Here is a 25302-nt window from a genome sequence, read left to right as displayed (position 1 = left end):
AAGCCGGAAAACTATGCTAGGCGTGTGATTCGATAGAATTTTCCGGGGGGAGTATCGCTTGAGTATTATCGGCAAGTATCTGGGTTCGGTCATCAAAAAGGGTGAACTCACCCTCACCCATGCAGATGGCAGTCAGGAAACATTCGGCGCACCGGCAGACGGTTTTCCAAATGTGTCCATCCGCCTCGCCGACAAGGGTGTCGTCCGGCAGATCATGCTTGACCCGCGCCTTGGTGCTGCGGAAACTTTCATGGACGGCCGCCTGATCATCGAACAAGGCGACATCATGGAACTGATCCAGCTATTGCGCAGCAATACGCCATGGGAACGTCACGGCGTGATCAGGGAATCCTCCCCGCTAACCCGCATAAAAAACACCATTGCCGCAAAGCTTGACCAGTATAACAAACAGGGTCGTTCGCAGAAAAACGTTGCGCACCATTATGACCTTGGCAATGACCTGTACCGGCTGTTCCTGGACGAAGACCTGCAATATACCTGTGCCTATTGGGATTTTGACCGGCACGGGCCGGACATGACGCTCGAACAGGCGCAAGCGGACAAGAAAGCACATATCGCCGCAAAGCTGGACCTGAAACCCGGACAGCGCGTTGTTGATATTGGCTGCGGTTGGGGCGGACTGGCGCTTTACCTGCACAAAAAAGCGGATGTCGATGTGCTGGGCATTACACTAAGCGAAGAACAGCTTGCGCTTGCACGGCAACGCGCCGAAGCTGCGGGTGTGGCGGACCGCGTCAAATTCGAGCTGATTGACTATCGCGATCTTGCAAAACGCGACGCAGGCCAGTTTGACCGTATCGTTTCGGTCGGTATGTTCGAAGCGGTGGGAACTCCGCATTTTGAAGAATTCTTCCGGTCCGTGGCGAATTTAATGACCGACGACGGCGTGATGCTGCTCCACACCATCGGCCGCATGGGCGGTCCTGGCAAAACCGATGCGTTTACCCGCAAATATATCTTTCCGGGCGGTTACATCCCGGCGCTCAGCGAAACATTGGCGGCCAGTGAGAAAAGCCGGCTGATTTCCACCGATATTGAAACGCTCAGGCTGCACTACGCTTATACACTGCGCGAATGGTATAAACGCACCGTGGCACAAAAGGACGAAATTATCGCGCTGTATGACGAAAAGTTCTTCCGCATGTGGACATTCTATCTGGCGGGCGCCACTGCGGCTTTTGAAAGCGGCGGCATGTGCAATTACCAGATACAGTTTGCCCGTGATCGCCACACCCTGCCGCTCACCCGCGACTATCTGATGGAAAATGAGAAAACACTGCGCGGCGAATAATTTGACCGGATGCAGGCGATATTCGACCGGTTACATTGCCTTTGCATCCCATTCGGCTACCATTTGCATGAAACGTGTATCGGAGAACTGCAATGCGTAAAAGACTTTTGGTCATATCACTTCTCTGCGCTGCGCCGCTGTGTACTGCCAATAGCGGAACGGTCGCCGCAACAGCGCAAGACGAGGCCAGGCTGAAAGAAATCAAGACCACGGTGTGGCCCGCATTTTACAGATCACAGGATGTCGATGGCCTGGGCCGTTTTCTAGCTCCTACTTTCATCAATATCAGTCCGGATGGCAATGCCTCAACGCGTGAGGCAGAATTGAAAGGTGTCGCCGAAAATACCTGGGATCCCGTCAATTTCCGTTATGTTGTAAAACGTATCGACTGGCATGGCGCAAATCTGGTCACTGTCACCGGGCGCGGTATCAGTGAAAGGACAGGCGATAACGGCAAGCCGTGCCTGCACAGCTATACTTCTTCAAACCTGTTGAAACGCGCACCGGATACGCAATACGGGTGGCAGGCCCTGTCCAGTCATGTTTCCGGTATTCGCTGCGATGTGCTACCTGCCGGCTGATTTCACTCCGGATACATCTCCGCCATATTCCGTACATCCTGCCGGATCAGCTCTTCCAGTACATCCATATCAACGTTTTTTAGCCGTGTGACATAGAGGCAGGATTTGCCCATCTTGTGCTTCCCGAGCCGCATCAGTAGCTCTTCGCGTTTTTCCAGTGCCGCCCCGTCCTTGCAGCTACCCATGATATAGATCGACATGTTCGCCTTGCGCGGGCTGAATCCGGTGCGCAGGAAATCGCCTTCACGCCCGCTGTCATATTTGTAATGGTAGGTGCCATAGCCGACAATACTGTTACCCCACATTTTAGGTTCCTTGCCCGTCACACGCGCAAACAGGCCCAGCAACACCCGGGCGTCTTCCCGGCGGCCTTCATGCTCGACCGCATCAATAAATGCTTTGACATCGCCGTCATTTTCCGTGGTTTTGTTTTGCGCCTGCGCCATGGCTCGCTCCTTCCGATAAAATCCGCCAGGATATTATCAGTTTCATTGGCATTGCGCCAGCCGCCCTGCCCTGTTACCGGCAGGCCAAAGCCATTTTACAAGGATTCGCGTCATGACCGCTGCAGATGCTCCCAAACGTGTTGTTCTCGCCTATTCAGGTGGCCTCGACACCAGTGTAATTCTGAAATGGCTTGAGGTGGAATATGGCTGCGAGGTGGTGACCTTCACCGCTGACCTTGGTCAGGGTGAGGAACTGGGCCCCGCGCGTGACAAGGCGCTCGCCATGGGAATCAAGCCCGAGCATATCTTTATCGATGATCTGCGCGAGGAATTCGTACGCGACTATGTATTCCCGATGATGCGCGCCAATGCGCTGTATGAAGGGCTTTACCTTTTAGGCACATCGATTGCCCGCCCGCTTATATCCAAACGCCAGATCGAGATCGCCAAACAGGTCGGCGCCGATGCCGTCAGCCATGGCGCCACCGGCAAAGGCAATGACCAGGTGCGCTTCGAACTCGGCTATTATGCGCTCGACCCGGACGTGAAAGTAATCGCCCCGTGGCGTGAATGGGATCTGACCAGCCGTACGAAGCTGATCGAGTTTGCCGAAAAGCACAATATCGATGTGCCCACTGACAAGCGCGGCGAAGCACCGTTTTCCACCGACGCCAACATGCTGCACACCTCGTCAGAGGGCAAGGTGCTGGAGGATCCGTGGACCGAAACGCCCGATTATGTGTACTCACGCACCAACCATCCCGAAGATGCGCCGGACACGCCCGAATATATCGAGATGGATTTTGAAGCCGGAGATGCGGTGGCAATTAATGGCGAAGCCATGTCGCCTGCAACCATCCTGGAAACGCTCAACGACTATGGCCGTACACACGGGATCGGGCGGCTCGACCTTGTCGAAAATCGCTTTGTCGGCATGAAATCGCGCGGCATGTATGAAACGCCAGGCGGCACGATCTATCTCGCGGCACATCGCGGTATCGAACAGCTGACACTCGACCGCGGCGCGGCGCACCTGAAAGATGAACTCGCGCCGCGCTATGCGGAGCTTATCTATAACGGTTTCTGGTTCTCGCCTGAACGTGAGATGCTGCAGGCCGCGATCGACCATAGCCAGAAAGACGTGACCGGCACGGTGCGGCTCAAGCTCTATAAGGGCAGCGTGAATGTCGTGGGCCGCAAGGCGGACGTGCAGTATAACCTTTACAGCGAGGACGTGGTCACATTTGAGGATGATGCCGGCGCTTATGACCAACGTGATGCGGAAGGCTTTATCAAGCTCAACGCATTGCGGTTGAGACTGCTTGGAAGAAGGACTCGGGATTCGCTATTGAACGACGAGTGATTCTTGGCATACAGGCGGCAGCTTTAAGTTGCTGATTTGAATCAGATAATTACGCAGCTCTTTCGGCTTGTTACTGTCCACAAGTTATCCACAGGACGGTCCACGCATTTCGGCGCTCTGGGTGGATAACTCGTCCCAATTTACTTGCATGAGCCAGCCTGCCATGACAGTTTTAAGTCATCGGAAGGAACAAAGACATCCGAATGTGACATGGTCAGCAACGGCCAAAGAGCAAGAAGGTAGAAACAAAGCGTAAGCGGAGTGGAAACTGAAAGAAGTCTGTAGTGGCAACATTATGGAATTCAAAAGATGAAAATGAACCGGAAGATTGTTTGAATTATATCATTAGATTGTCGCAAGACAGGATAAAGAAATAAATTGAACAGATGCCAGATGATCGCAGATCATGGGCGCGCCACGAAAGATAGGCCTGTCAAAGGGCAAATTGGACGAGGCAAGCGACGGATCAGCGGGATGGTGTCAGGCAAGCGTCCGTTTTCTAAAGCGTGCAGCGAAGCAATTCAAAGCACCCACCTGAAAGCGGCGCGAGCCAGACGCAGGAAGAAAAGGCGGCCAGATCGCCGGACCGCAAGGCCCCCAAGGGTGACATGGTCTGAAATTTACTCTCGCAAGAGCGCAAAGGTCAGGACATCCATCCAAAAGGAGTGCGATACCCAAACGGGTTCGCCCGAGTATTCAAGCGCAGTGGGCGCTGGCAGCAATGCCAGCGCCCGTTTGCGTTTTGGGTCCTGCCCTCATCATTGATAATTCTGCATGATGGTATCAGATGTCTTGAGCGCTGCGTTCTGCACTTCTTGCGCCAGCTCTGAATCCGGCAGTGTCCGCGCGAGTATCATGCCCCCCACACATAGCGCTGCAAGAGACAAGGCATCTTCTCGCGCTGACTGCCCTTGCCCGCCCAGCCCAGTCTCGAACAAGCCCACCATCGCCTCAAGCAAGGTTTGATACGATGATTGCACTTCAGCATTTGCACGCGCCACATCTGACGGCAGGGCAATCATCGGGCACTGACCATCAATATCGCCCAAATGCTCACTCGACAGATAAGTTAGCACCATCTGGCGGGCCATGTGCGGGTTCAGTCTAGCCGGATCTATACCTGCATCTGTCCGCCACACAGCGCCCCGCCCCATAAGAAAGCTTGAAACAGACTCACTATAAAGCGCTTCTTTACTCTTGAAATGATTATAAAAACCACCGCGTGTCAAGCCCGCTTCTTCCATTATCCGGTCAATAGTAACGCCTTCAAAACCATGCCGGTTAAATAGTACACGTGCAGTTTCAATAATCTGCTTACGCGTCTTCAATTTATGCTGCGCACTATAGGGCATCCTGTTTCTCCTCACATCTGGTCATAATGGAAATTTAAATATGTTCTTTAACATATTTAAATAACTGCGATAGCCGCAATGACATCACAATCAAAACAGGAGAATATCATGTCCAAATTTGTACTCGTCTATCATGGCGGCAAAACATCCATGTCACCCGAAGAAGGCCAACAGCATATGGTGGAATGGATGGCATGGATGGAAAGCCTGGGTGATACTGTTGTCGATCGCGGGCTGGCGGTGGGCAAGTCCAGCACCGTCAGCTCGGCCGCTGTGGAGGATAATGGCGGCTCCAATCCCATTTCTGGTTTCACTGTGCTGGAAGCAGATGACCTGGATGCAGCAATAGCGATGACAAAAAAATCACCGCATCTGGACATTGGCGGCACGATAGAGATTGCGCAGGCCATGGATATGGAAATGTAAGTGACAATAATTAAAGGATAATGTTGATGAACTCGCTTTTTGAATCACTGCCATATTTAACGGCCTATCACCCCGCCTTACTGGCCCTAGCCTTATTATGTCTCGCCATATTAATTCAGGCTATATTAAATGCACCGCTCGGTTTTGCCAGCGGCGAGCAGGAACCGGGGCGACCGCTTAAAGGATCACATGAACAGCTGAGTTTTCGTGTGCTCAGAACCTATATGAATTCGGTGGAAAATTACCCGGCCTTCATCGCCGCTGTACTGCTGGCAATCATTGCCGGTATCAGCCCGGTCTGGGTCAACTGGCTCGCCGGATTACACCTCGCTTTCAGGCTTGCATTCTGGGTGGTTTATTATGGCGGCATTGGCAAGGTGGCTGGCGGCCCACGAACACTGGCTTATGTTGGTGGATGGCTAACCAACAGCATACTAGCCACGATGGCGGTATATACGCTGCTTATCAGTTGAGTAAGCGTACGATCATACCAAAAGCCCCGCTGGCAGCAATGCCAGCGGGGCTTTTGCGTTATGGGGTTTGGATAGTTCTACCCCTTCACAATTTAAACGTTCCCCCGTTTGCTCAATCCTGCAGGCAAGGCAGCTCAATGCCTCCAGCTTAAAACAAAAAGAGAATATGGGTAAATGCACCTTAAACCTTATGCCCTGGCCGAATACCGGACGATCTGCAAAGAAATAGGGATCATTTTCCAGTCAAAGCCATATTGCAGGACTTTCTGCAAGTATATAAGCTTGCCAAATGGATATCCTGAACGACATACTCGACACGCTCAACCTGAAAGGCGCGCTCTATTTCCGCACAGACTTTTCTGCACCCTGGTCTGTTACAGTGCCTGTGCTGGAACAAGCCGCCCGGTTCCACCTGGTTGTACAGGGACAATGCCATGTCACCCTGCCTGGTGATAATCATGTATTGCTCAATGCTGGTGACCTGATTCTCATTCCGCGCGGACAAACTCATATTCTTTCAGACGGGCCAGTCGAAACTGCCCCTTCTCTTGAGACTGTTCTTGATGCCGTCCAATATGATGGTGAAGGTGTACTCGTGGTAGGTGACGGCGAGACAAGCGCTGCGACGCAACTCATCTGTGGGCATTTCACCTTTCGCAAAGGTGCTGACCACCCTGTATTACGGGCCTTGCCAGATCATGTCGTAATCACGGCGTCAATGCGCGCCCAGAATCCGTGGCTAGACGAGATCCTGCGTATGAGCTGCCACCGCATGTTCTCCGATACTATCGGATCCGATGCCTCGGTGCGCAGATTGTCTGAAATGATGTTCATAGAGGTCCTGCGCATGGGTATAGAGGACACAGATGGTATTCAGGCTTTGTTACATGGATTCCAAGACCCCCAGATTGGAAAATCGCTTGAACTTATCCATAAGAATTCCGGGATGCATTGGAGCGTGGAAAGTCTCGCAGCAGAAGTGGGAATGTCCAGAAGCCGTTTCGCAGACCGGTTCGGCAGCCTGATCGGCCAAGGACCAATGTCATATCTGTCCGACTGGAGGTTGCAAAAAGCACTTTCACTTCTCGATGAAAGCAATTGCTCAGTCCAACAGGTGGCAGTTCAAACAGGATATCAATCACCGGCTGCATTTACACGCGCATTTGCCGGGAAGTTTGGCATAGCGCCTACAAAATACCGTCAATCTTTATAATAAATTTGCATATCGTCCCAATAGATTTGCATAAAGTCGGTAATTAACGTCATTATATTGCCAATCTGTCTCAGATAGATATCTCGGCTTCAGCAGCGATGCAAACAAGGAAGCGATCATGCAGTGCATAAATCAAATCAGCAAAACCAGCGATTCATCACAATTACTGTGCCTGCAACTGCGATCACCATCCTTGTAACTCTTCCTCAAAAATTGATGTTGAAAGGAAATACCAATGACTAAACGATTTACCCTTCTCTCTGCGATTGCTTTATCCGCTATGACAGCCACACCTGCGACAGCGGCTGATGAATACAATGTGTCATCAGGGCTGACAGCGGCAAGCGCTCCACTCGCATTACACGGGGTGGACACAGTCGCATTCATCGACACAGGCAACCGAATCCAGGGGTCGGCAAAATACACTGCCGTCCATGATGGCGTAGCTTACTATTTCTCTACTCAGGCTAATCTGGACAGCTTTACTGCGGCCCCGGGTCGTTACATGCCTCAAAACGGCGGCTTTTGTACATTTGACGTATCGGTTGGCAAAAAATTTGACGGCGATCCACGCTGGGCGGATGTCCGTGACGGCAAGCTATATGTCTTTTTGAGTGAAGCTGTCTTCAATGCCTATCTGAAAGACCCGGAAGGCGCCATAGCCAAGGCTGAGCGCAACTGGAAGCAAATCCGGCATACTGCAGCAAAAGACCTTTAACCCGCCAACTTCAGGGACAGGTGCTTGTCGCCTGCCCCGTATCGGGAGATATTCTCATGGAAACAGCATATTACTATCTGGCACTAAGCGGCCTTCTTACTGTCCTTTTATGGACCCCCTATATTCTGGCGCGAATGTTCATCTGGGGCATTCCAGCATTCCTTCATAACTATCCTGAAGGCTTTCCTGCGCGCGAACCTGAAACGCCTTTATGGGTGAACCGAGCCAAACGGGCCCATCTGAACATGGTGGAAACCATGCCAGCTTTCATTGCGGTTGTAGTTGCCGCCGGCCTCATTGGCGATGCTTCAACAGGAGCCACAGTAGCGCAATGGGCAAAGATATTCTTTTTTGCCCGCATCGCACATGCCATTGTTTACATTCTGGCCATCCCTGCTTTGAGAACACCCGTTTATCTAGTTTCCTGGGCGGCCATACTGGTGATAGGCGCGCAGGTTATCTTGTAAGATATTGATCTTTTAGACACCAAAAACCCCGCCGACAGCAATGCCGGCGGGGTTTCCTGTTTTTTCCTCCCCAGGAAAAACTCGTGATGGATACGGTGCGTGGTGCCCCGCGCCCGGTTATCCGAACTGGTTCATGGTGTTGTGGACGCCGCCAGCCTTCAGTGCGGCGTCCCCGGCGAAATATTCCTTATGGTCATCGCCAATGTCGCTGCCCGACATGTTCTGGTGCTTCACGCAGGCAATGCCTTCGCGGATTTCCTTGCGTTGTACGCCCAGAACGTAGCCAAGCATGCCCGCATCGCCGAAATATTCTTTCGCCAGGTTGTCCGTTGACAATGCCGCGGTGTGATAGGTCGGCAGCGTGATCAGGTGGTGGAAAATACCTGCGCGCTTGGCGCCATCCGCCTGGAACGTGCGGATACGCTTATCCGCCGCTTCACCCAGCTCTGTATTGTCATATTTCGCGTCCATCAGGTTGTCGCGGTCATATTCAGACACGTCCAGCCCCTCGGCCACCATCGCGTCATAGACCTGCTGACGGAAATTGAGCGTCCAGTTGAACGATGGCGAGTTGTTATAGACCAGCTTCGCATTCGGACATACTTCGCGGATCCGGTCCATCATCCCGGCAATCTGTTCAACATGAGGTTTTTCGGTTTCGATCCAGAGCAGGTCAGCGCCGTTTTGCAGGCTGGTGATGCTGTCGAGAACACAGCGGTCTTCACCGGTGCCCGCACGGAACTGGAACAGGCCCGATGGCAGGCGCTTGGGCCGCATCAGCTTGCCGTCACGGTTGATGACAACATCGCCATTCTGTGCCGTGGCAGGGTCAATTTCTTCGCAATCAAGAAAGCTGTTATATTTGTCGCCAATATCGCCCCGCTCTTTGCTGACCGCAATCTGTTTTGTCAGGCCTGCGCCGAGTGAATCGGTACGTGTGACAATAATGCCGTCCTCAATGCCCAGTTCCAGGAACGCATAACGGCATGCCCGGATTTTCGCGAGGAAGTCTTCATGCGGCACGGTCACTTTACCATCCTGGTGCCCACACTGTTTCTCATCCGACACCTGGTTTTCGATCTGCAATGCGCAGGCACCCGCTTCGATCATTTTCTTGGCCAGCAGGTAAGTAGCCTCTGCATTACCGAAACCGGCATCGATATCGGCGATAACCGGCACGACATGCGTCTGATAGTTTTCAACCTGATCGAGCAGCTCTTTCTCACGTGCCGCATCGCCCGCTTCGCGCGCCGCATCAATGCCGCGGAACAACAGGTTGAGCTCACGTGAATCTGCCTGACGCAGGAAAGTGTACAACTCTTCGATCAGCGCCGGCACTGACGTTTTCTCATGCATCGACTGATCCGGCAGCGGGCCGAATTCACTGCGCAATGCCGCAACCATCCAACCGGAAAGGTAGAGATATTTGCGCTTCGTATCACCGAAATGCTTTTTGATGGAAATCATCTTCTGCTGCGCGATAAATCCGTGCCAGCAACCCAGTGACTGGGTGTAATTGGCAGGGTCAGCATCATAGGCCGCCATATCTTCGCGCATGATTTTCGCTGTGTATTTCGCGATATCCAGGCCGGTTTTGAACCGGTTCTGCAGCTGCATCCGTGCCGCAGATTCGGCATCGATGCTGCCCCATGTACCGTTTTTACCGCCGATCAATCCTTCATTGGCCTTGATTATTTCCTGATATGACATGTTTCTTTCCTTATCCGGGGAGTATGTAAATTGGTGTATTGTGCGGCGCAATGTCAATTAATTTGCACCCGTCACACCTTGAATGGACGGAAAATAGCCAAATATCCAGAAAAAGTTGAATAAATTCTTGTCATGTTGATGTTTGGAGACGTGCATTTAATGTAAAGTTGTAAATATATTTACAACTTTCTTCCCTGCCAAAAACCAGGTAATAAAAAGGCCGGCAAGGTTCCCCTGCCGGCCCAATCTATATGTAGTGCAAAGCGGGAATATCCCCGCTATCGCAATATCCTGTCTGGGCTCAAGCCGCTGACAGGTTGGCGGCAGCCATTTTGCCGCGACGATCTTCCTGAAGCTCGTAATTCACGCGCTGGTCTTTTTCCAGTGTGCGCATGCCCGCTGCTTCAACGGCCGAAATATGTACGAATGCGTCATTGCCGCCTTCTTCAGGAGCGATGAAACCATAGCCTTTGTCGGCGTTGAAAAATTTAACTGTGCCTGTTGGCATAACTGTATTCCTTTAATAAACCGCGAGCACCCCGCACGCCGTGGATCGGCGCAGCATTGGTCCCGCGTAACAAGTGCCAGAAACGTATTCGGAAGAGAGAGTAGAGCAGCAAAACGGCCATATTCAGTCACCTAGGGCGACATCCAGCACGGCTTACATAGGAGCGCATCACCGCAATAGCAAGCCGTGTCCGCAAACTGCGCCTCAATAGGCGCCGAAACGGGCAACTCATGGGCCGGATAGCGGGAGAATACCCGCCCTGCTTGACATGGACCACCCACCGCCTTACCGTGTTAATTAAATAACACAGTAAGGAGTATCCCCATGCGCAAATTCTATATCCTACCGCTTATCACCCTGCCCCTCACACTCGCCGCCTGTGAGCGCGTGCAGGAAAGCGTTGAAGAGAAGATTCAGGAGACGGTCGAGGAAAAAACCGAAGTGTCGATCAAGACCGGTGATGGCAGCGAGGATGGCAAGACCAATATCTCGATTAATGCCGAGGGTTTCAATCTCGACCTCGATATCCCTGATCTCAACATCGACGCGCGCACTGACAAGAGCGACAAAATATATCCCGGCTCCAAAATCACCGGACTGAACGTCAACGCCAACAAGAAAAATGGCAAGGGTGATGCCAAGGTCGAGCTGCGCTTCACCTCCCCCGCCGGCAGCGAAGAAGTCGCCACCTGGTTTGCGGACAAAATGCGCGAAGATGGCGGCACCGCCACCATTTCCGGCAACACCGTCACCGGCACCAGTGACGAGGGTAAGGAGTTCACGCTAACGCTCAACGGCGATGGCGACACCACCAATGGCACGCTGAACCTGACGGAGTAGGTCCGCACGGCGGACAGAAAAGAGATTGCGAAGGCAGGCATGCTGAGAAACCCCGATTCCCCTTTCGTGCTGTTCCACATATTTGCCGGCACCATCCTGCTCGCAGCGGGAATTGCCGCGCTGCTGCTCACCAAGGGGTCGCGTCCGCACCGCATGGCGGGGCGCATCTTCACCACCTGCATGGTGCTGGTATGCCTGGACGGCACGTACCTTGCCGCAATCAAGGCAGACGCGTCGCTCGCCACGCGGACAGGGACGATGATTATCGCCCTCACCGCGCTCTATCTGGCCGTGACCGGATGGGCGGCGGCACGGCGCGATGATGGTGAAACCGGGTGGATCGAACGCATTGCCATGCTCGGCATATTCACACTCGCCGCCATCAGCGTCTATATGGGGCAGCTGATCGCAGGGCGCAGCGACCCGCTCGACCTGATGCCGCCCTCTGTCTATTACGTGCTGGCGGGCATAGCCGCATGGCTGGGCGCGCTTGATATCAGCGTGCTGGTGCGCGGCGGGCTTAGCGGGCGGCACCGCATCGCGCGACATTTATGGCGGATGTGCTTCGCCTTTTTCTTTGCCGCGGCGATACTGTTTGTCGCCAATGACCATGTTTTTCCGCAAAGCTGGCGCGACAGCGGCCTGCTCCGCCTCATCCCGCTCGCGATCATCGCCATCATGCTCTTCTGGCTGGTGCGCGTACTCTTCACCCGCTGGTGGAAAACGCCGCATGACGGGCGGATACAGGCTATGTGAAGTCCACTGCATTCGCTGCTGGTTAAGCCAGACGACGATTGAAGGCTTTGCCTGCCAAAAACTGTGCGATATGGTCAGCTATGCAAAATAAAGACGATATAGCATCATCAGGCATCACACTGTCCGGCCTTGCGCTTCATGTACATAGCCCGGACGCACTGGCGCGTTTTTACACCGAATATCTGGGCATGCAGGCACAGCAGGCCGGCGATGAACTGCGCGTCGGATATGGCCCGCAAAGCGCCTATATGGCGCTGCGTCCGGCGTCGGACAAGAAACCGTACCGCCACGCCCCGAATGACCGTTACTGGAAAATAGGCATTACCCTGCCCGATCTGGATATGGCCTATCGCCAGCTAAAGGAAAAAGGCGCGCAAATCACCACACCGCAGCAATTCGGGGATATCGGTTACCTGTGCCATGTCACCGACCCGGAAGGGTTTCAGGTTGAATTGCTGCAACACAGCTTTGCAGGGCAGCCAAAAACTGTAGGCGGAGACAGCACCCTGCCCCTTGGCGGCGGCGCGATGATCGCACACATAACGCTACGAACCAGCAATATTGATGCCGAGCTTGCCCATTACCGCGACCAGCTGGGCATGCGACTGCTGTCGGTGCAGCCCGTACCAGACTATAATTTCACGCTCTATTTCCTTGCTTTTACCGGCGACACCCCGCCGCATGAAGACCTGACCGCTGTTGAGAACAGGCCCTGGCTGTGGCAGCGCCCCTATGGCGTGCTCGAAATCCAGCACCGCCAGGCGGACGACACTAAAATTAGGCAAACACCGGACAACCAATGCGGCTTTGCCGAACTTGTTATCGGCTAAACACCAAACCAATCACAATGCGCGGCGCGCGCATATCCTAAAACATCCCGTTATCGTGCAGCGCGGCTTCGGGAACGATCTGCAGCACGTCCCAATGCTCGACTACCTTGCCGTTGCTGTCGAAGCGAAAAATGTCGATCCCCGCATATTCCTGCGCCTCTGAGGTCTCCGTCGCGGGCCAGGTCTGGAGGCAATGCAGCACCACCTTGTCCCCCTCGGCGACCGTGCGGACAAACTCCACCCGCTTGCCCGGATAGTCCTTCGCCATGCGCTCAAAATAATCCACAAACGCCTGCTTCCCATCCGCAACATCCGGATTATGCTGAATATACTCCGCCCCCACATAAAGCCCCACCGCCCGCGCAGGCTGGCACTGGTTAAACATAAGGTCATAAAATGCCTTGGCGGTTTCGGTGTTCTGGGATGGGGTCATGTGACAGTCCTTTCGCACTTCTGATATGAATAATATTCTACCTACAGTAGTATCATGCTATCTACCCCAACATCCCCCGCAAATACCCCCCCGTAAAGCTCCGCTTATTCGCGGCCACTTGCTCCGGTGTGCCTTCCGCGACGATTTCTCCGCCCTTCACGCCGCCTTCGGGGCCTAGGTCGAGTATCCAGTCGGCGGTTTTTATGACGTCGAGATTATGTTCGATCACGATCACGCTGTTGCCCTGTTCGACCAGGCGGTGGAGGACTTCGAGGAGTTTGCGGACGTCCTCGAAATGCAGGCCTGTGGTGGGTTCGTCGAGGATATAGAGTGTTTTGCCCGTTGAGCGCTTGGAAAGTTCCTTCGCGAGCTTTACGCGCTGCGCCTCGCCGCCCGATAGCGTCGTTGCCTGCTGGCCGACCTTTACATAGCCTAGGCCGACTTCGTAGAGCATCGCCATCTTGTCGCGGATCGGCGGCACCGCCTTGAAAAACTCGACCGCGTCCTCGACCGTCATGTCGAGCACGTCGGCGATCGACTTGCCCTTGAATTTTACCTCCAGCGTTTCGCGGTTATAGCGTTTGCCGCTGCATTCCTCACACGTCACATACACATCGGGCAGGAAGTGCATCTCAATCTTGATCAGCCCGTCGCCGCGGCAGGTTTCGCAGCGTCCGCCTTTCACGTTGAAAGAGAAACGCCCCGGCTTGTATCCCCGCGCTTGGCTTTCGGGCAGGCCGGCAAACCAGTCGCGGATATTGGTGAACGCACCGGTATAGGTCGCCGGGTTGGAGCGCGGGGTGCGGCCAATGGGCGACTGGTCGATATCAATCACCTTGTCACAATGTTCGAGCCCGGTCACGCGCTCATGCTTGCCCGCAATGATGCGCGCGCCGTTCAATGACCGCGCGGCGGCAGCATAGAGCGTGTCGATCGTGAGCGAGCTTTTGCCGCTGCCTGACACGCCGGTGACACAGGTGAAGGTGCCGAGCGGGATTGAGGCGGTGACGCCGCGCAGGTTGTTCGCCTCCGCGCCATGCACGGTGAGCGCTTTGCCACTGCCCTTGCGGCGCTTTTCGGGGACTGCGATCTTCTTTCGCCCCGTCAGGTAATCGGCGGTGAGCGACTTTTTTGATTTCAGGATCTGCTTCAGCGTCCCCTGCGCCACCACTTCGCCGCCGCGCACACCCGCGCCGGGGCCAAGGTCAACCACATGGTCGGCATTGCGGATCGCATCCTCGTCATGCTCGACCACAATCACCGTATTGCCAAGATCACGCAGCCGTTTGAGCGTTTCCAGGAGCCGGTCATTGTCGCGCTGGTGCAGGCCAATGCTCGGCTCATCGAGCACATAGAGCACGCCGCTAAGCCCCGAGCCGATCTGGCTGGCGAGCCGGATACGCTGGCTCTCCCCGCCGGATAATGTTCCCGATGTTCGGTCAAGGTTGAGATAGTCGAGGCCTACGTTATTCAGAAAACCAAGCCGTTCGTTGATTTCCTTCAGAATCGCTTTCGCAATCTGTTGTTGCTGGTCGGTCAGGTGGTCGTTCAGCCCCGCGAAAAACTCCACCGCGTCTCCGACGCTGAGCCGGGTTGGCATCGAAATGTCCTGTCCGGCGATCTTGACCGCGCGCGCCTTCGGGTTGAGTCGTGCACCGTCGCACACTTCGCACGGTGCCGCCGCCTGGTATTTCGACAGCTCCTCACGCATCCACGCGCTTTCGGTCTGCAGCATGCGGCGGTTGAGATTGCCAACCACGCCCTCGAACGGTTTTTTCACTTCATAGGATTTGCGCCCGTCCTTGAACGTCAGCAGCACTGGCAGGCCGCCCGTGCCGTTCAGGATCACGTCCTGATGTTCCGGCCGCAGATCGCGCCACGGTGTATCCATTGCAAATTCGAAATGCCGCGCGAGCGACCCCAGCACCTGCATATAATAAGGGGATGGCGGGTTGGATTTCGCCCAGGGCATAACCGCGCCCTTTTTAAGCGACAATTCGCCGTTGGGCACGACCAGTTGCGGGTCGAAATATTGTTTCTCACCCAGGCCATCGCACGCGGGGCACGCTCCTTGCGGAGCGTTGAAGGAGAATAGCCGTGGCTCGATTTCCTCAATCGTGAAGCCGGACACCGGACATGCGAACTTTTCGCTGAACACGATGCGGTTATCGGGAATTCCGGCGCCTTTCATCGCGCCGCCAGCTTCTGTGTCATCCTCACGCCCCGGCACGGCGCCATCGGCCAGATCAACATAGGCAAGCCCGTCGGCGAGCCGCAGCGCAGTCTCAAAACTATCCGCAAGCCGCGTTTCCATGCCGGGTTTCACGCCGAGCCGGTCGACCACGACTTCAATGTCATGCTTGTATTTCTTGTCGAGCGCGGGAGCATCCTCGATATCATAAAATTCGCCATCAATGCGCACGCGGGTAAAACCCGCCTTGGTCCATTCGGCCAGCTCCTTGCGATATTCCCCCTTGCGGCCGCGCACCACTGGGGCGAGTAGGTAGAAACGCGTCCCCTCCGGCATGGCGAGCACACGGTCGACCATCACTGACACGCTCTGCGCTGTAATAGGTTCGCCGGTCGCGGGGCTGTATGGCACGCCCACACGCGCCCAGAGCAAGCGCATATAGTCGTAAATCTCCGTCACCGTCGCCACGGTCGAACGCGGGTTGCGACTGGTGGTTTTCTGCTCAATCGAAATCGCGGGCGACAGTCCTTCGATATGCTCGACATCAGGTTTCTGCATCATCTCCAGGAATTGCCGGGCATAAGCGCTAAGGCTTTCGACATAGCGCCGCTGGCCTTCTGCATAGATAGTATCAAACGCCAGCGACGATTTGCCGCTGCCCGACAGGCCGGTCATGACAATCAGGCTGTCACGCGGCAGGTCGATATCCACGCCCTTGAGATTATGTTCGCGTGCGCCCCGGACGCTTATCTTGGTCAACATTCAGAAGAAACCTTTATATGAGTCAGAGTGGCAATCCGCTTGTTCCATATTTGTTCCAATGAAGCAAGTCCATCAGTACCTATATTTCGTTCCCCATATGGCGATCCGTGACTAATGTGCAAATGTGTATGTTCCTAACCAATAATTAACCATGTCTACCCTATGCCCGGTTCAAGACCTTAGGAGCATTGCATGACCGCGCAGACACTTAAAATCGATGACACTATTCTGGCCCGTGAAGAGGCACGCTACAGGCAGTATTTTGCCGACACGCTGACGCTTCATAATTCGCACGGTGATTTGAACCGGGTGGGCGCGGAAATGTTTGCGCGCATCGCCGATGATGCCATTGAAATCGGTGAAGCTTTCTGGGGCTTCTGGAAAGACAAGGGGCATGACATTACCGATCTTGCCCGCGGAGATGTAGAGGCACGGATCAGGGCCACGCCCGAATATATCCGTTCGCGCTATAGCGAAGTTGAAAATGGCGCATGGATCGAAAATATCCACGAAACTGCACGAATTGCGAACAGCAACGACATTCCGCTAAACCTATTTATCGCCGCATCAATGGCAGGGTCACAAAAATGCATGGAAATCATGCAACGCAATGTGGCGGCAGATGACCCGGCCTATGCCGATTACCACCGTGTCATAACATCAGTCGCGGCGCTGGAAATCACCATCCTCACCTATTGCTATGACATGGTGAAACAAGCCATGGCGGAAACGCGGCAGAATGAGAGCGGCGACCATTTCACCCACGAAATAGCCAGCACCATTGATGAAATTTCGGGCAATAGTACACATCTGAAAAAACAGGCGCAGCAGGTATCCGAGCGGACGGCGCGGATGCACGAAAAATCATCCGAAGTGGCATCTGCCGCAGAGCAGTCAGCCATAGCTATGCGCGAAGCCGCGACAACCACGGCCGGGCTGATCCGTGTGATTGAAGATACGCGTCATGAAGTTCAGGGCGCTGCTGAAATCGCAACACAAGCCGCAGAGCAGACACAGGAAGCCGCCAATGTTTCCGCCACACTAGCGGGTCACGCGGAATCCATCGAATCCATTGTCAGCCTGATTCAGGAAATTGCAGGTCAGACCAACCTGCTCGCGCTCAACGCCACGATAGAAGCCGCACGCGCAGGTGAAGCGGGGCGCGGATTTGCGGTCGTCGCGCAAGAAGTCAAGAGCCTCGCCAGCCAGACCGCCAAGGCCACAGGCGAGATTGCGACAAAAATCGGAGCGATCCAAAGCGCGGCTTCGACCAATGTCGAAACCAGCCGGCAAATCCGCGCGACAGTCGAAAATGTACAGGCATCAGCCACGCGTATCCGCGAGGCGATGGAACAACAGGCACAGACCGTCACCACCATCACCGCCGCTGTTGATGAGACCGCCCTTGCCGCTGACAGCATGTCGGGTTCGATCGCAATTATCCGCAGCGATACACAGGATGTGAACGACGATATCGAAGCGCTTGAAACCGGCTTTGGCAAGGTGGACGAGAATATGGCCCTGCTCGGCAAGCGCAGCAATGAATTTGTCGGACGGCTGCGCAAAAGCTGGAACGCATAGGCGCGGAGCCATCCTGCCATAATCGAAACCTGTTCGCACTTGGTCGAGCCATATTTGCCATGGTAGCACCTCCTGCCGCATAAGATGCCCACACTAATGGGGGACACTATGGCTTATTCACAAAATATCAGGGCGAAAGCATGTATCGCGGCGGCATTGTTTTCACTCGCCTGCCCGGCAATCGCGCAGGAAACCCAGAACACACCGCCGCCACCAGCACCGGCGCAGACACCCCCGTGCGACACGCCAGAGCACAAGCAGTTTAATTTCTGGCTGGGCACATGGGATGTTACCCCGGCGGGGCGGGATGCGCCGAGCGCCACCAACATCCTGACATCTGAGCATCTGGGTTGCGTAGTGAGCGAGGATTACACAACCAAAGGCGGCTATACCGGCATGAGCATGAGCTTTTACGATGCCGCACGCAAAGTCTGGCATCAGACATGGATCGGCCGTGATGGTGGCGCGCTGTTTATCGAAGGCGGCCTGAATGACAAAGGCGAAATGGTGCTGGGTGACAAAGGCATGGCCCACAAGGCAAAAGACGCACCCATCAGCCGTGTGACATGGACGCCGAATGCCGACGGCAGTGTGCGCCAGCACTGGCAATCCAGCCAGGACGACGGCACAACATGGACGACCGTTTTTGACGGGCTGTACACAAAGAAGATGGATACAAAAGCAAAAACCCGCTAAATTCAGGCCTGGTCATGCGGGGCGCTATACAACAGTTTCTGTCCGTCACCGCTTTCCAGCCACCGCGCATGCACATGATACACATTTTCGATATTCTGCACTGATAACGCATCGGCAGGCCCGCCATTTGCAGCTACCATGCCGCTGTCCAGCATGAGCACATGGTCGGCGAAGTTCATGGCATGAGACAAATCGTGCAGCACCATGACAACACCCATACCGCCATCATGCGCCGCCTTTTGGAGCGCGGCCAGCATGTCCAGTTGATGCGCGATATCAAGGTTGGCCAGCGGTTCATCGACCAACAGCCAATCAGGCTGTGTAGCCAGTACGCGCGCCACCAGTACCCTTGCACGTTCACCGCCCGACAGACTGTTCACGCTGCGGGCCGCAAACCCTGTCACATCCATAGCTGCCATGGCATCATCAATCGCGCTGCGGTCCATCTCGCTTTCACCCGCAAAAGCGCCGCGATGCGGAAAACGGCCTATCGCCACCAGCGCGCGCGCATCAATGTCCCAATGCACATCCTGCACCTGCGGCAGATAGCCGAGCCGCTGTGCACGCTGTCCGGGCGGAATATCAGTCAAGGGGGCATCATCCAGCGACACTTCACCCATATCCGGCACGCGCAAGCCTGCAAGGCAATCAAGCAGGGTCGATTTGCCGGCGCCATTGGGGCCGACTATCGCACTCACCTGCCCGCGCGCAAAAGCCGCGTGCACGCCTTCCAGTATCTGCGTATTGCCTAGCCGGACGCTGATGTCTTGCGCTGCGAGCGTCATGCGAGCTTCCTCCGCATCTGGATGAGGAGCGCCAGGAAAAATGGTCCGCCGATTAGCGACATGGCAATACCAAGACGCAGCTCGCTCGCCATTGGCAATATACGGACCAGGCTATCCGCGGCGAGCAGCAGCACTGCGCCTGCCAACGCCGAAGGGACAAGCAGCGAAGATGGCCTGCCATCTGTGAGCGGGCGTACAAGATGCGGCACAACCAGTCCGACAAAGCCGATTATACCCGCCACTGCCACCGATGCACCGACGCTCAACCCGATGCCGATGATAATCCACCATTGCAGTCGCACCATATTCACGCCCAGCGAACGTGCCGCCGCCTCGCCCAATGTCAGCGCATCCAGCGCGCGCATTGTCATCATCAGGCACACCATGCCAAGTCCAATAAGCGGCGCGGCAATCCAGACATCGCGCCAGCTTCGGTCAGTGAGCGCACCCATCAACCAGGTGACGATTTCGGTCATGGCAAAAGGCGTGGGCGCGAGCGATATGGCGAGCGAGGTAAAAGCGCCAGCAAGGCTGGCAATCATCATGCCCGCAAGCGTGAACAGGATAATGCTCGCGCTGCGTCCGGCGATCAGTGCCAGCAGGAACATCGCTCCACCTGCACCGATTAGGGCGAATATAGGCAGCAGCCACGCGCTGGCCGCAAAACCGAAATAGAGCGACAGCACAGCACCCAGCGCAGCACCCGGTGAAATGCCGAACAGTCCGGGATCCGCCAGCGGGTTGCGCAGAAAACCCTGCATCACCGCACCCGCCATGCCCAATCCTGCACCAATCACAATCGCCAGCACCGCACGCGGCAGGCGTAGTTCCGCCAGAATGATAGCCGCTGTGCCACCTGCGCCCCATTCATCAAATGGCAGCCACACCTTGCCCGCCAGCAAAGACAGCACAAAAGTCACGGCAAGCACAAAAATAAGAAAAAGGTTGAGGCGGGTATTCATTCTTTTACCTCCCGCCTTATCGCCGCCAGCCGCTCTGCTGCGCGGATAATGGTCGGCCCGCCACAAAAAATCAGGCTTTGGTCAAACTGCGCGGTTTTCATCTGTCCTTCAAGATGCTTCAGCGCCGGATGGCCCAGCATCCTGTCCTCCTGCGCCACGGAACCCGTTGACGAAAGCAGCACCCGGGGCGGATTATCGACCAGATATTCAAGGCCCAGCACATCCCACATGGCAAGCCCGTGATCCTCCGCCACATTATCAAAGCCGGCGCGCGACAGCAGGTCGTCGATCAATGTGCCGCCGCCCGGTACAAGCCCCCCGCCCTGCCAGACCAGAGCAGGCACAGGTCCGCCAGACTGCGGTGCGTTTTCGTCAAGCGCTGCGGCAATACGCCTCACCAGCTTTTCTCCCTGCTCCGTCCGTCCAATGGCGGCTGAAATAGAACGGATCGCGGCATCGCTTTCTTCGACGCTGTTCGCAACCGGGGCCTGTACAAGTACAATCCCGAGCCGGTCCAGTGCGTCAACCGCGGCTGGGCTGACATGCCCGCCCGCGATGACAATATCGGGCTCAAGCGCTAACACTTCTTCGACACTGCCCGAAATGGCGGGGTAGCGCCGTGCAATCTCCAGTGGCATCGAAGCCGCCTGCGGATCATGTGAATAATGGCTGATTGCCAGTATCTGCGCAGGGTCGGCCACCTCAGCCAATATCGCATCGGTGCAGGGATTGATCGAAACAATGCTAGGCAGCTCTCCTTCCGGTGCTTCTTGCCGCTCACCACCCGAACAGGCGGTGAGCAGCAAAGATACCGGAAGGAGAAGCCGTTTCATCAGAAACGAACCCTTGCGCCGATTGTGCCCGCACGGCCGGCTGTGCCAAAATTGGCCACGGTCTGGTAATCGACATCAAACAGGTTTTCGATACGGCCATATAGTTCGAACATATCACCGAATGGCACCGATGTACGCAGTGTCAGCAGCGCATAGCCGTCGAGCAGGACGGAATTGGGCGCATTGTCGAAACTGTCGCCGACCAGCCGCATATCCGCACCGATGTTGACGCCCTCACGCGTTTTGCTGCTGTTCCAGTCCGCCGAAAGTGTCAGCGCATGTTTCGGCCGCCGTGCCAATACATTACCGAAATTGGGCGAAGCTTCGCTTCGGTTTTCAGTGTCGATATAGCTATAGGCCGCACTGGTGCGCAGCCGGGCCGATACATCAGCACCCAGCTCCGCTTCAAACCCTCGCGCCCGTGCCTTCGCCACATTGTCATACGTGCCAAACGGGCGACCAGTGCAAATAGGATCAACCACGCCAAAACAGGACACAAAATCAATCTGGTTCCGGGTATCGCGCTGAAACAACGTCAGCGCCGCATAAAACCCCGCTTGGCGCAAACCATGTTCAATACCGATATCATAGTTCTGGCTTTTTTCTGACTGCAGCGACGCATTGCCAAAATCGCTCAGCAGCTGAAACAAAGTGGGTGCCTTGAAACCTTCGCCATAGCTGGCCCGGAAACGCCACTCACCGACGATATCGAAACTGCCATTGGCACCCAGTGTCACTTCAGACCCAAACTGCTCATGGTCATCTACGCGTAGACCCGCCGAAAGGTTGAGTGGTCCGCCCGAAAAACTCAGCAGGCCATAGCCGCTGTCAATCCCCGTTTCTGCGGTCGCCCCGGTATTAAATTCGCTGTTCTCACTTTCCGCACCGAAAGCAAAAGCGAATTGATCCGTAATATACCAATTACCTTTTAATTCAAATCTTTCTGTACGACCTTTGGCAAAGAAACTAGGATTATTCCCGAATGCTGGATTGAAATTCGTGCGATCAATATCGCTGATCGAATAGCCACCCCGCAGGGAGAAACTGTCGCCCAAGTAAGCCAGCCCGGCATAGCCCGACCATTGCTCGGTATCCTGAAACTCGGCCGTATCTGCAAAGGCGAATAGCGGTGCGGGGAAACCGTCAATCTCGGTGCGGCCATCGGCATATCGGCCACGCATTTCGGCGCTTAGGCCGTCGGTGATTTCCACATTGGCCCGCGCATTTACATAGGCCTGGTCAAAACCATCAGCTTCGGTTCCACCCGCAAAGCTGGAATAGCCATCCGTCTGGTAATAACCGCCGCTTACGCCAAGAGACAACGGGCCGATATCACGTGATACATTGCCGGAAATATTGAAGGTATCAAAGCTGCCATATTCACCGCGCAGATTAATGGTATCGCCCTGCCCGCCGGTCGTGATAGCAATAACACCGCCCACAGCCTGACTGCCCCACACCACGGAGTTGGGCCCGCGCAATAATTCGATTTTTGAGATATTGCCCGCGAGTGCATTACTGAAATCAAACCCGCCACCCGGCGACGATGGATCATTCACCCGTACACCATCGATCAGCACTAGCACCTGCTCCGCTTCGCTGCCGCGGATGCGAACAGCGGAAAATCCCCCAACAGGGCCATTGCGAGAGACTGTAACGCCGGGCGCGCGTTCAAGGACTGGCAAGATATCTGCGGCTTGGATGCGCTCCAGTTCTTCTTCGCCAATGACAGTGATGGCCTGGCCTTGCCGGGTGATTTTCTCTCTATTGCCAGTAGCGATTACGACTATCGATTCTTCTGCCGGCAAACGTAGGTCCGCAATTACGATCTTATCGCTATACTCTTTTGCACCTGCAACATCCTGCGCCTTTGCGATATCAGGCACGCTTACCAAAGCCAGGACAGATAACCCGCCCAGCAGCGTATTTCTTCGTAGTTTTTTCATGGGTTTTTCTCCTTCACCATGACCGTTTCACTTAACGCCGTCATGCGAAGGGCTGGTTTCAGAACGCAGCACCATTGCCGCACCCAAAACCATGCTTCGTCCGTTCGGTACACCTCGCCCGTGCGGAAAAACGACCGTTACGGGCTGGTCTCCTGGCTCCCGGGTCCTCATTTCCGCATGCCTTCCCAGATTGCTCCAGTGGCTTGATATGCAAAAACTCGCCGGTCACAGTTGCGAGGGCAGCTTTGGTGCAGCTGTGTGCCTAATGCACGCAGCCATGTTCCAAATTCCCAATTCACGGACGTTTCCGCCCGACCTGTAACGTGAAACGGGCTTTAAAAGCCTATGTACATTTGTGCAAGCCCCTGCGAACAGATGCACGAACGGATATTGAATGCCAGAAGTCGTTAAACGACGCTTATTGCTGCTAAACTAAACATAGCTGGCATCACCGCGCGCGATGCAGTAGCAACCGGCAAGTTCATCCAGTGCCTGAATCGGTTAAACCCAGTATCGGTTAAACCCAGTATCGGCTAAACTCAGTATCGGAAAATTACCATCACACAGACCCCCGACGATGAATTGCCCCATGCGCCGATCGGTAGCGCCACCGGCGCCAGCGAGGCTGGTATGGACAGTGAGCTCGGCCATGACGAGGACAATGCCGCCAACAGCAAACAGGCCCGCTTCCTGACTGGCAATTTGATGCATCATGTCGCGGTTATGACGCTGACCTCATCCTTCGGCCTGCTCGCAATGTTTCTGGTCGATTTTGCCGACCTCTATTTCATATCGCAACTGGGCGATGATGCACTCACTGCCGGCATGGGCTTTGCCGCAACCCTGCTGTTTTTCAACAGTGCGCTCAATATCGGCCTGATGATTGCCATCAGTGCACTTGCCGCACGGCGGATAGGAAGCGGCGATGCGGAGGCCGCACGCGCGCTGCTAACCCATATCGCCCTGCTGGGTGTGGGCCTGTCCATACCTGTCACTATCGCATTTTGGGTATTTTCGCCGCAGATAATGGACCTGTTTGGCGCAAGCGGCGCGGCAAAGGATGCCGCTGTGCAATATATCCGCATCGTAATGCCATTCACGCCGATAACGGTGCTTGGCATGGTCTGTTCAGGCTTTTTACGCGCGCATGGAGATGCAAAAAGGGCGATGAACACCACACTTGCTATGGCGTTTACCAATGGTATCTTCGATCCGATTCTGATTTTCGGTGTCGGCCTTGGTTTTGCAGGCGCGGCCTATTCCACCGTGCTGTCCATTTTTGCCATGGCCGCGTTTGGCCTTTGGCCGGTGCTGCGCATATATGGCGGATTTGCGCCTTTCCGTAAGGAAGAGTTCCAGGCCAACCTGCCTGCCATATGGGACATTATGATCCCGGCGGTGCTGACCAACCTCGCCACCCCTGTGGGCGGTGCAATATCGTTCCGCTTCATTGCCGAATATGGCGCCGCGATCGTGGCGGCCTATGCGCTGATCGGGCGGATTATTCCGGTGGCTTTTGGCCTGTTCTTCTCCCTCTCCGGTGCGATCGGACCGATTGTCGGGCAGAATTTCGGCGCAATGCGGCTCGACCGGGCGCGTACAGCTATCAACAATGCCGTGCTGTTTGCCGCTGGTTACCTGCTCATCATCTGGCCATTGCTTTACCTGTTCGCCCGCCCGATAGCGGCGCAGTTCAACCTGAGCGAACAGGGGCAGGACCTGGTCGCCCTGTTTGGGTTGGTCGTTACCCCGCTCTTCCTGTTCAACGGCATACTCTATATTGCCAATGCGACATTCAATAACCTGGACCGCCCGCGTTGGGCGACATGGCTGAACTGGGGCCGCAATACTATTGGTGTGCTGCCCTTTGCCTGGGCCGGCAGTCATTATTATGGCGCAGAAGGCGTCCTCGTCGGGCCCGCCATTGGCGGCGTGTTATTCGGCCTGCTTGCCTATTGGATGGCGTTGCAGCTCGTCACCCGTCAGCATGCTGCGCAGACCGCTAAGGCCTGAACATATCTCCTTTTGTTCACATGCATGGTTAAATATGCCGGGAAGATTTTAACCAATACTCCCAATTCAATATTAGCCCGTGGGCGGTAACAGTAGCGCATCCCG

24 protein-coding genes and 1 riboswitch are annotated in these 25302 nt (G+C 55.1%); of the genes, 14 read left to right on the top strand and 10 right to left on the bottom strand.

Annotated features, from left to right (window positions below; genetic code table 11):
* Positions 1-58 precede the first annotated feature (58 nt).
* The gene (locus G6Q15_RS05320; RefSeq protein ID WP_164116413.1) at positions 59-1312 is read left to right on the top strand and encodes a cyclopropane-fatty-acyl-phospholipid synthase family protein; all 1254 of its coding nucleotides are present in this window, start codon (positions 59-61) and stop codon (positions 1310-1312) included.
* A 92-nt stretch (positions 1313-1404) separates the two neighbouring features.
* Positions 1405-1893: a DUF4440 domain-containing protein gene (locus G6Q15_RS05315; RefSeq protein WP_164116411.1), complete on the top strand. Its 489-nt coding sequence runs from the start codon at positions 1405-1407 to the stop codon at positions 1891-1893.
* A 2-nt stretch (positions 1894-1895) separates the two neighbouring features.
* Here G6Q15_RS05315 and G6Q15_RS05310 read toward each other — a convergent pair whose 3' ends face one another.
* A complete protein-coding gene (locus tag G6Q15_RS05310) occupies positions 1896-2339 on the bottom strand; it encodes a DUF1801 domain-containing protein (RefSeq protein WP_164116408.1) in 444 nt (147 codons plus the stop codon).
* 112 nt (positions 2340-2451) lie between these two features.
* On the opposite strand from G6Q15_RS05310, the gene G6Q15_RS05305 reads away from it, so the two are divergent.
* On the top strand, positions 2452-3702 hold the full coding sequence (locus G6Q15_RS05305; RefSeq protein WP_164116407.1) for an argininosuccinate synthase: 1251 nt from the start codon (positions 2452-2454) through the stop codon (positions 3700-3702).
* Between the two features lie 758 nt (positions 3703-4460).
* On the opposite strand, the gene G6Q15_RS05300 is transcribed toward G6Q15_RS05305, so the two are convergent.
* Positions 4461-5054: a TetR/AcrR family transcriptional regulator gene (locus G6Q15_RS05300; RefSeq protein WP_164116405.1), complete on the bottom strand. Its 594-nt coding sequence runs from the start codon at positions 5052-5054 to the stop codon at positions 4461-4463.
* A gap of 108 nt (positions 5055-5162) precedes the next feature.
* Between G6Q15_RS05300 and G6Q15_RS05295 the strand changes: the two genes are divergently transcribed.
* The 5 genes from G6Q15_RS05295 (at position 5163) to G6Q15_RS05275 (ending at position 8351) form a co-directional block, all read left to right on the top strand.
* Positions 5163-5480 carry a YciI family protein gene (locus G6Q15_RS05295; protein ID WP_164116403.1) on the top strand — a complete coding sequence of 106 codons (318 nt, stop codon included), beginning with the start codon at positions 5163-5165 and terminating at the stop codon, positions 5478-5480.
* Between the two features lie 26 nt (positions 5481-5506).
* Positions 5507-5953, top strand: a complete 447-nt coding sequence (locus tag G6Q15_RS05290) for an MAPEG family protein (RefSeq protein ID WP_164116402.1) — start codon at positions 5507-5509, stop codon at positions 5951-5953.
* Between the two features lie 289 nt (positions 5954-6242).
* Positions 6243-7166: an AraC family transcriptional regulator gene (locus tag G6Q15_RS05285; protein WP_164116400.1), complete on the top strand. Its 924-nt coding sequence runs from the start codon at positions 6243-6245 to the stop codon at positions 7164-7166.
* 235 nt (positions 7167-7401) lie between these two features.
* Positions 7402-7884, top strand: a complete 483-nt coding sequence (locus G6Q15_RS05280) for a YHS domain-containing (seleno)protein (RefSeq protein ID WP_164116398.1) — start codon at positions 7402-7404, stop codon at positions 7882-7884.
* A gap of 56 nt (positions 7885-7940) precedes the next feature.
* Positions 7941-8351: an MAPEG family protein gene (locus tag G6Q15_RS05275; RefSeq protein WP_164116397.1), complete on the top strand. Its 411-nt coding sequence runs from the start codon at positions 7941-7943 to the stop codon at positions 8349-8351.
* 117 nt (positions 8352-8468) lie between these two features.
* On the opposite strand, the gene G6Q15_RS05270 is transcribed toward G6Q15_RS05275, so the two are convergent.
* Positions 8469-10061 carry an isocitrate lyase gene (locus G6Q15_RS05270; protein ID WP_164116395.1) on the bottom strand — a complete coding sequence of 531 codons (1593 nt, stop codon included), beginning with the start codon at positions 10059-10061 and terminating at the stop codon, positions 8469-8471.
* 301 nt (positions 10062-10362) lie between these two features.
* A complete protein-coding gene (locus tag G6Q15_RS05265) occupies positions 10363-10569 on the bottom strand; it encodes a cold-shock protein (protein WP_164116393.1) in 207 nt (68 codons plus the stop codon).
* A 324-nt stretch (positions 10570-10893) separates the two neighbouring features.
* On the opposite strand from G6Q15_RS05265, the gene G6Q15_RS05260 reads away from it, so the two are divergent.
* The 3 genes from G6Q15_RS05260 (at position 10894) to G6Q15_RS05250 (ending at position 12995) form a co-directional block, all read left to right on the top strand.
* The gene (locus G6Q15_RS05260) at positions 10894-11409 is read left to right on the top strand and encodes a hypothetical protein (protein ID WP_164116391.1); all 516 of its coding nucleotides are present in this window, start codon (positions 10894-10896) and stop codon (positions 11407-11409) included.
* Positions 11410-11448: 39 nt separating this feature from the next.
* Positions 11449-12165, top strand: a complete 717-nt coding sequence (locus tag G6Q15_RS05255; RefSeq protein WP_164116389.1) for a DUF2306 domain-containing protein — start codon at positions 11449-11451, stop codon at positions 12163-12165.
* Between the two features lie 80 nt (positions 12166-12245).
* The gene (locus tag G6Q15_RS05250) at positions 12246-12995 is read left to right on the top strand and encodes a VOC family protein (protein ID WP_164116387.1); all 750 of its coding nucleotides are present in this window, start codon (positions 12246-12248) and stop codon (positions 12993-12995) included.
* A gap of 37 nt (positions 12996-13032) precedes the next feature.
* Here G6Q15_RS05250 and G6Q15_RS05245 read toward each other — a convergent pair whose 3' ends face one another.
* On the bottom strand, positions 13033-13428 hold the full coding sequence (locus G6Q15_RS05245) for a nuclear transport factor 2 family protein (protein ID WP_164116385.1): 396 nt from the start codon (positions 13426-13428) through the stop codon (positions 13033-13035).
* Positions 13429-13489: 61 nt separating this feature from the next.
* On the bottom strand, positions 13490-16381 hold the full coding sequence (uvrA, locus tag G6Q15_RS05240) for an excinuclease ABC subunit UvrA (protein ID WP_164116383.1): 2892 nt from the start codon (positions 16379-16381) through the stop codon (positions 13490-13492).
* 192 nt (positions 16382-16573) lie between these two features.
* On the opposite strand from uvrA, the gene G6Q15_RS05235 reads away from it, so the two are divergent.
* The gene (locus G6Q15_RS05235) at positions 16574-17962 is read left to right on the top strand and encodes a methyl-accepting chemotaxis protein (RefSeq protein WP_164116381.1); all 1389 of its coding nucleotides are present in this window, start codon (positions 16574-16576) and stop codon (positions 17960-17962) included.
* A gap of 108 nt (positions 17963-18070) precedes the next feature.
* Complete coding sequence (locus tag G6Q15_RS05230; RefSeq protein WP_164116379.1) at positions 18071-18658, top strand: hypothetical protein; 588 nt, start codon at positions 18071-18073, stop codon at positions 18656-18658.
* 2 nt (positions 18659-18660) lie between these two features.
* Here G6Q15_RS05230 and G6Q15_RS05225 read toward each other — a convergent pair whose 3' ends face one another.
* Genes G6Q15_RS05225 through G6Q15_RS05210 form a run of 4 tightly spaced genes read right to left on the bottom strand, consistent with a single transcriptional unit; the run spans position 18661 to position 23184 of the window.
* Positions 18661-19443 carry an ABC transporter ATP-binding protein gene (locus G6Q15_RS05225; RefSeq protein ID WP_164116377.1) on the bottom strand — a complete coding sequence of 261 codons (783 nt, stop codon included), beginning with the start codon at positions 19441-19443 and terminating at the stop codon, positions 18661-18663.
* On the bottom strand, positions 19440-20405 hold the full coding sequence (locus G6Q15_RS05220; RefSeq protein ID WP_164116375.1) for an iron ABC transporter permease: 966 nt from the start codon (positions 20403-20405) through the stop codon (positions 19440-19442). Before G6Q15_RS05220 ends, G6Q15_RS05225 begins: the two co-directional genes overlap by 4 nt.
* The gene (locus G6Q15_RS05215; RefSeq protein ID WP_164116373.1) at positions 20402-21238 is read right to left on the bottom strand and encodes an ABC transporter substrate-binding protein; all 837 of its coding nucleotides are present in this window, start codon (positions 21236-21238) and stop codon (positions 20402-20404) included. Before G6Q15_RS05215 ends, G6Q15_RS05220 begins: the two co-directional genes overlap by 4 nt.
* Positions 21238-23184, bottom strand: coding sequence for a TonB-dependent receptor (locus tag G6Q15_RS05210; RefSeq protein ID WP_164116370.1), 1947 nt, complete (start codon positions 23182-23184; stop codon positions 21238-21240). The genes G6Q15_RS05215 and G6Q15_RS05210 overlap by 1 nt, the downstream gene beginning before the upstream one ends.
* A gap of 124 nt (positions 23185-23308) precedes the next feature.
* Positions 23309-23519: riboswitch (cobalamin riboswitch) on the bottom strand.
* A 247-nt stretch (positions 23520-23766) separates the two neighbouring features.
* On the opposite strand from G6Q15_RS05210, the gene G6Q15_RS05205 reads away from it, so the two are divergent.
* The gene (locus tag G6Q15_RS05205; protein ID WP_164116369.1) at positions 23767-25197 is read left to right on the top strand and encodes an MATE family efflux transporter; all 1431 of its coding nucleotides are present in this window, start codon (positions 23767-23769) and stop codon (positions 25195-25197) included.
* Positions 25198-25302: the final 105 nt, after the last annotated feature.

The organism is Sphingorhabdus sp. Alg239-R122, from assembly GCF_900537065.1.
Lineage (GTDB): Bacteria > Pseudomonadota > Alphaproteobacteria > Sphingomonadales > Sphingomonadaceae > Alg239-R122.
The sequence above is the reverse complement of the archived record's forward strand: the minus strand, read 5'-3'. Positions and strand labels throughout refer to the sequence as shown.

What these genes read in the sequence shown, in the direction of transcription:
- G6Q15_RS05315 (WP_164116411.1), top strand. Translation starts at nt 1,405, where the DNA reads ATGCGTAAAAGACTTTTGGTCATATCACTTCTCTGCGCTGCGCCGCTG.
- G6Q15_RS05310 (WP_164116408.1), bottom strand. Translation starts at nt 2,339, where the DNA reads ATGGCGCAGGCGCAAAACAAAACCACGGAAAATGACGGCGATGTCAAA.
- G6Q15_RS05305 (WP_164116407.1), top strand. Translation starts at nt 2,452, where the DNA reads ATGACCGCTGCAGATGCTCCCAAACGTGTTGTTCTCGCCTATTCAGGT.
- G6Q15_RS05300 (WP_164116405.1), bottom strand. Translation starts at nt 5,054, where the DNA reads ATGCCCTATAGTGCGCAGCATAAATTGAAGACGCGTAAGCAGATTATT.
- G6Q15_RS05295 (WP_164116403.1), top strand. Translation starts at nt 5,163, where the DNA reads ATGTCCAAATTTGTACTCGTCTATCATGGCGGCAAAACATCCATGTCA.
- G6Q15_RS05290 (WP_164116402.1), top strand. Translation starts at nt 5,507, where the DNA reads ATGAACTCGCTTTTTGAATCACTGCCATATTTAACGGCCTATCACCCC.
- G6Q15_RS05285 (WP_164116400.1), top strand. Translation starts at nt 6,243, where the DNA reads ATGGATATCCTGAACGACATACTCGACACGCTCAACCTGAAAGGCGCG.
- G6Q15_RS05280 (WP_164116398.1), top strand. Translation starts at nt 7,402, where the DNA reads ATGACTAAACGATTTACCCTTCTCTCTGCGATTGCTTTATCCGCTATG.
- G6Q15_RS05275 (WP_164116397.1), top strand. Translation starts at nt 7,941, where the DNA reads ATGGAAACAGCATATTACTATCTGGCACTAAGCGGCCTTCTTACTGTC.
- G6Q15_RS05270 (WP_164116395.1), bottom strand. Translation starts at nt 10,061, where the DNA reads ATGTCATATCAGGAAATAATCAAGGCCAATGAAGGATTGATCGGCGGT.
- G6Q15_RS05265 (WP_164116393.1), bottom strand. Translation starts at nt 10,569, where the DNA reads ATGCCAACAGGCACAGTTAAATTTTTCAACGCCGACAAAGGCTATGGT.
- G6Q15_RS05260 (WP_164116391.1), top strand. Translation starts at nt 10,894, where the DNA reads ATGCGCAAATTCTATATCCTACCGCTTATCACCCTGCCCCTCACACTC.
- G6Q15_RS05255 (WP_164116389.1), top strand. Translation starts at nt 11,449, where the DNA reads ATGCTGAGAAACCCCGATTCCCCTTTCGTGCTGTTCCACATATTTGCC.
- G6Q15_RS05250 (WP_164116387.1), top strand. Translation starts at nt 12,246, where the DNA reads ATGCAAAATAAAGACGATATAGCATCATCAGGCATCACACTGTCCGGC.
- G6Q15_RS05245 (WP_164116385.1), bottom strand. Translation starts at nt 13,428, where the DNA reads ATGACCCCATCCCAGAACACCGAAACCGCCAAGGCATTTTATGACCTT.
- uvrA (WP_164116383.1), bottom strand. Translation starts at nt 16,381, where the DNA reads ATGTTGACCAAGATAAGCGTCCGGGGCGCACGCGAACATAATCTCAAG.
- G6Q15_RS05235 (WP_164116381.1), top strand. Translation starts at nt 16,574, where the DNA reads ATGACCGCGCAGACACTTAAAATCGATGACACTATTCTGGCCCGTGAA.
- G6Q15_RS05230 (WP_164116379.1), top strand. Translation starts at nt 18,071, where the DNA reads ATGGCTTATTCACAAAATATCAGGGCGAAAGCATGTATCGCGGCGGCA.
- G6Q15_RS05225 (WP_164116377.1), bottom strand. Translation starts at nt 19,443, where the DNA reads ATGACGCTCGCAGCGCAAGACATCAGCGTCCGGCTAGGCAATACGCAG.
- G6Q15_RS05220 (WP_164116375.1), bottom strand. Translation starts at nt 20,405, where the DNA reads ATGAATACCCGCCTCAACCTTTTTCTTATTTTTGTGCTTGCCGTGACT.
- G6Q15_RS05215 (WP_164116373.1), bottom strand. Translation starts at nt 21,238, where the DNA reads ATGAAACGGCTTCTCCTTCCGGTATCTTTGCTGCTCACCGCCTGTTCG.
- G6Q15_RS05210 (WP_164116370.1), bottom strand. Translation starts at nt 23,184, where the DNA reads ATGAAAAAACTACGAAGAAATACGCTGCTGGGCGGGTTATCTGTCCTG.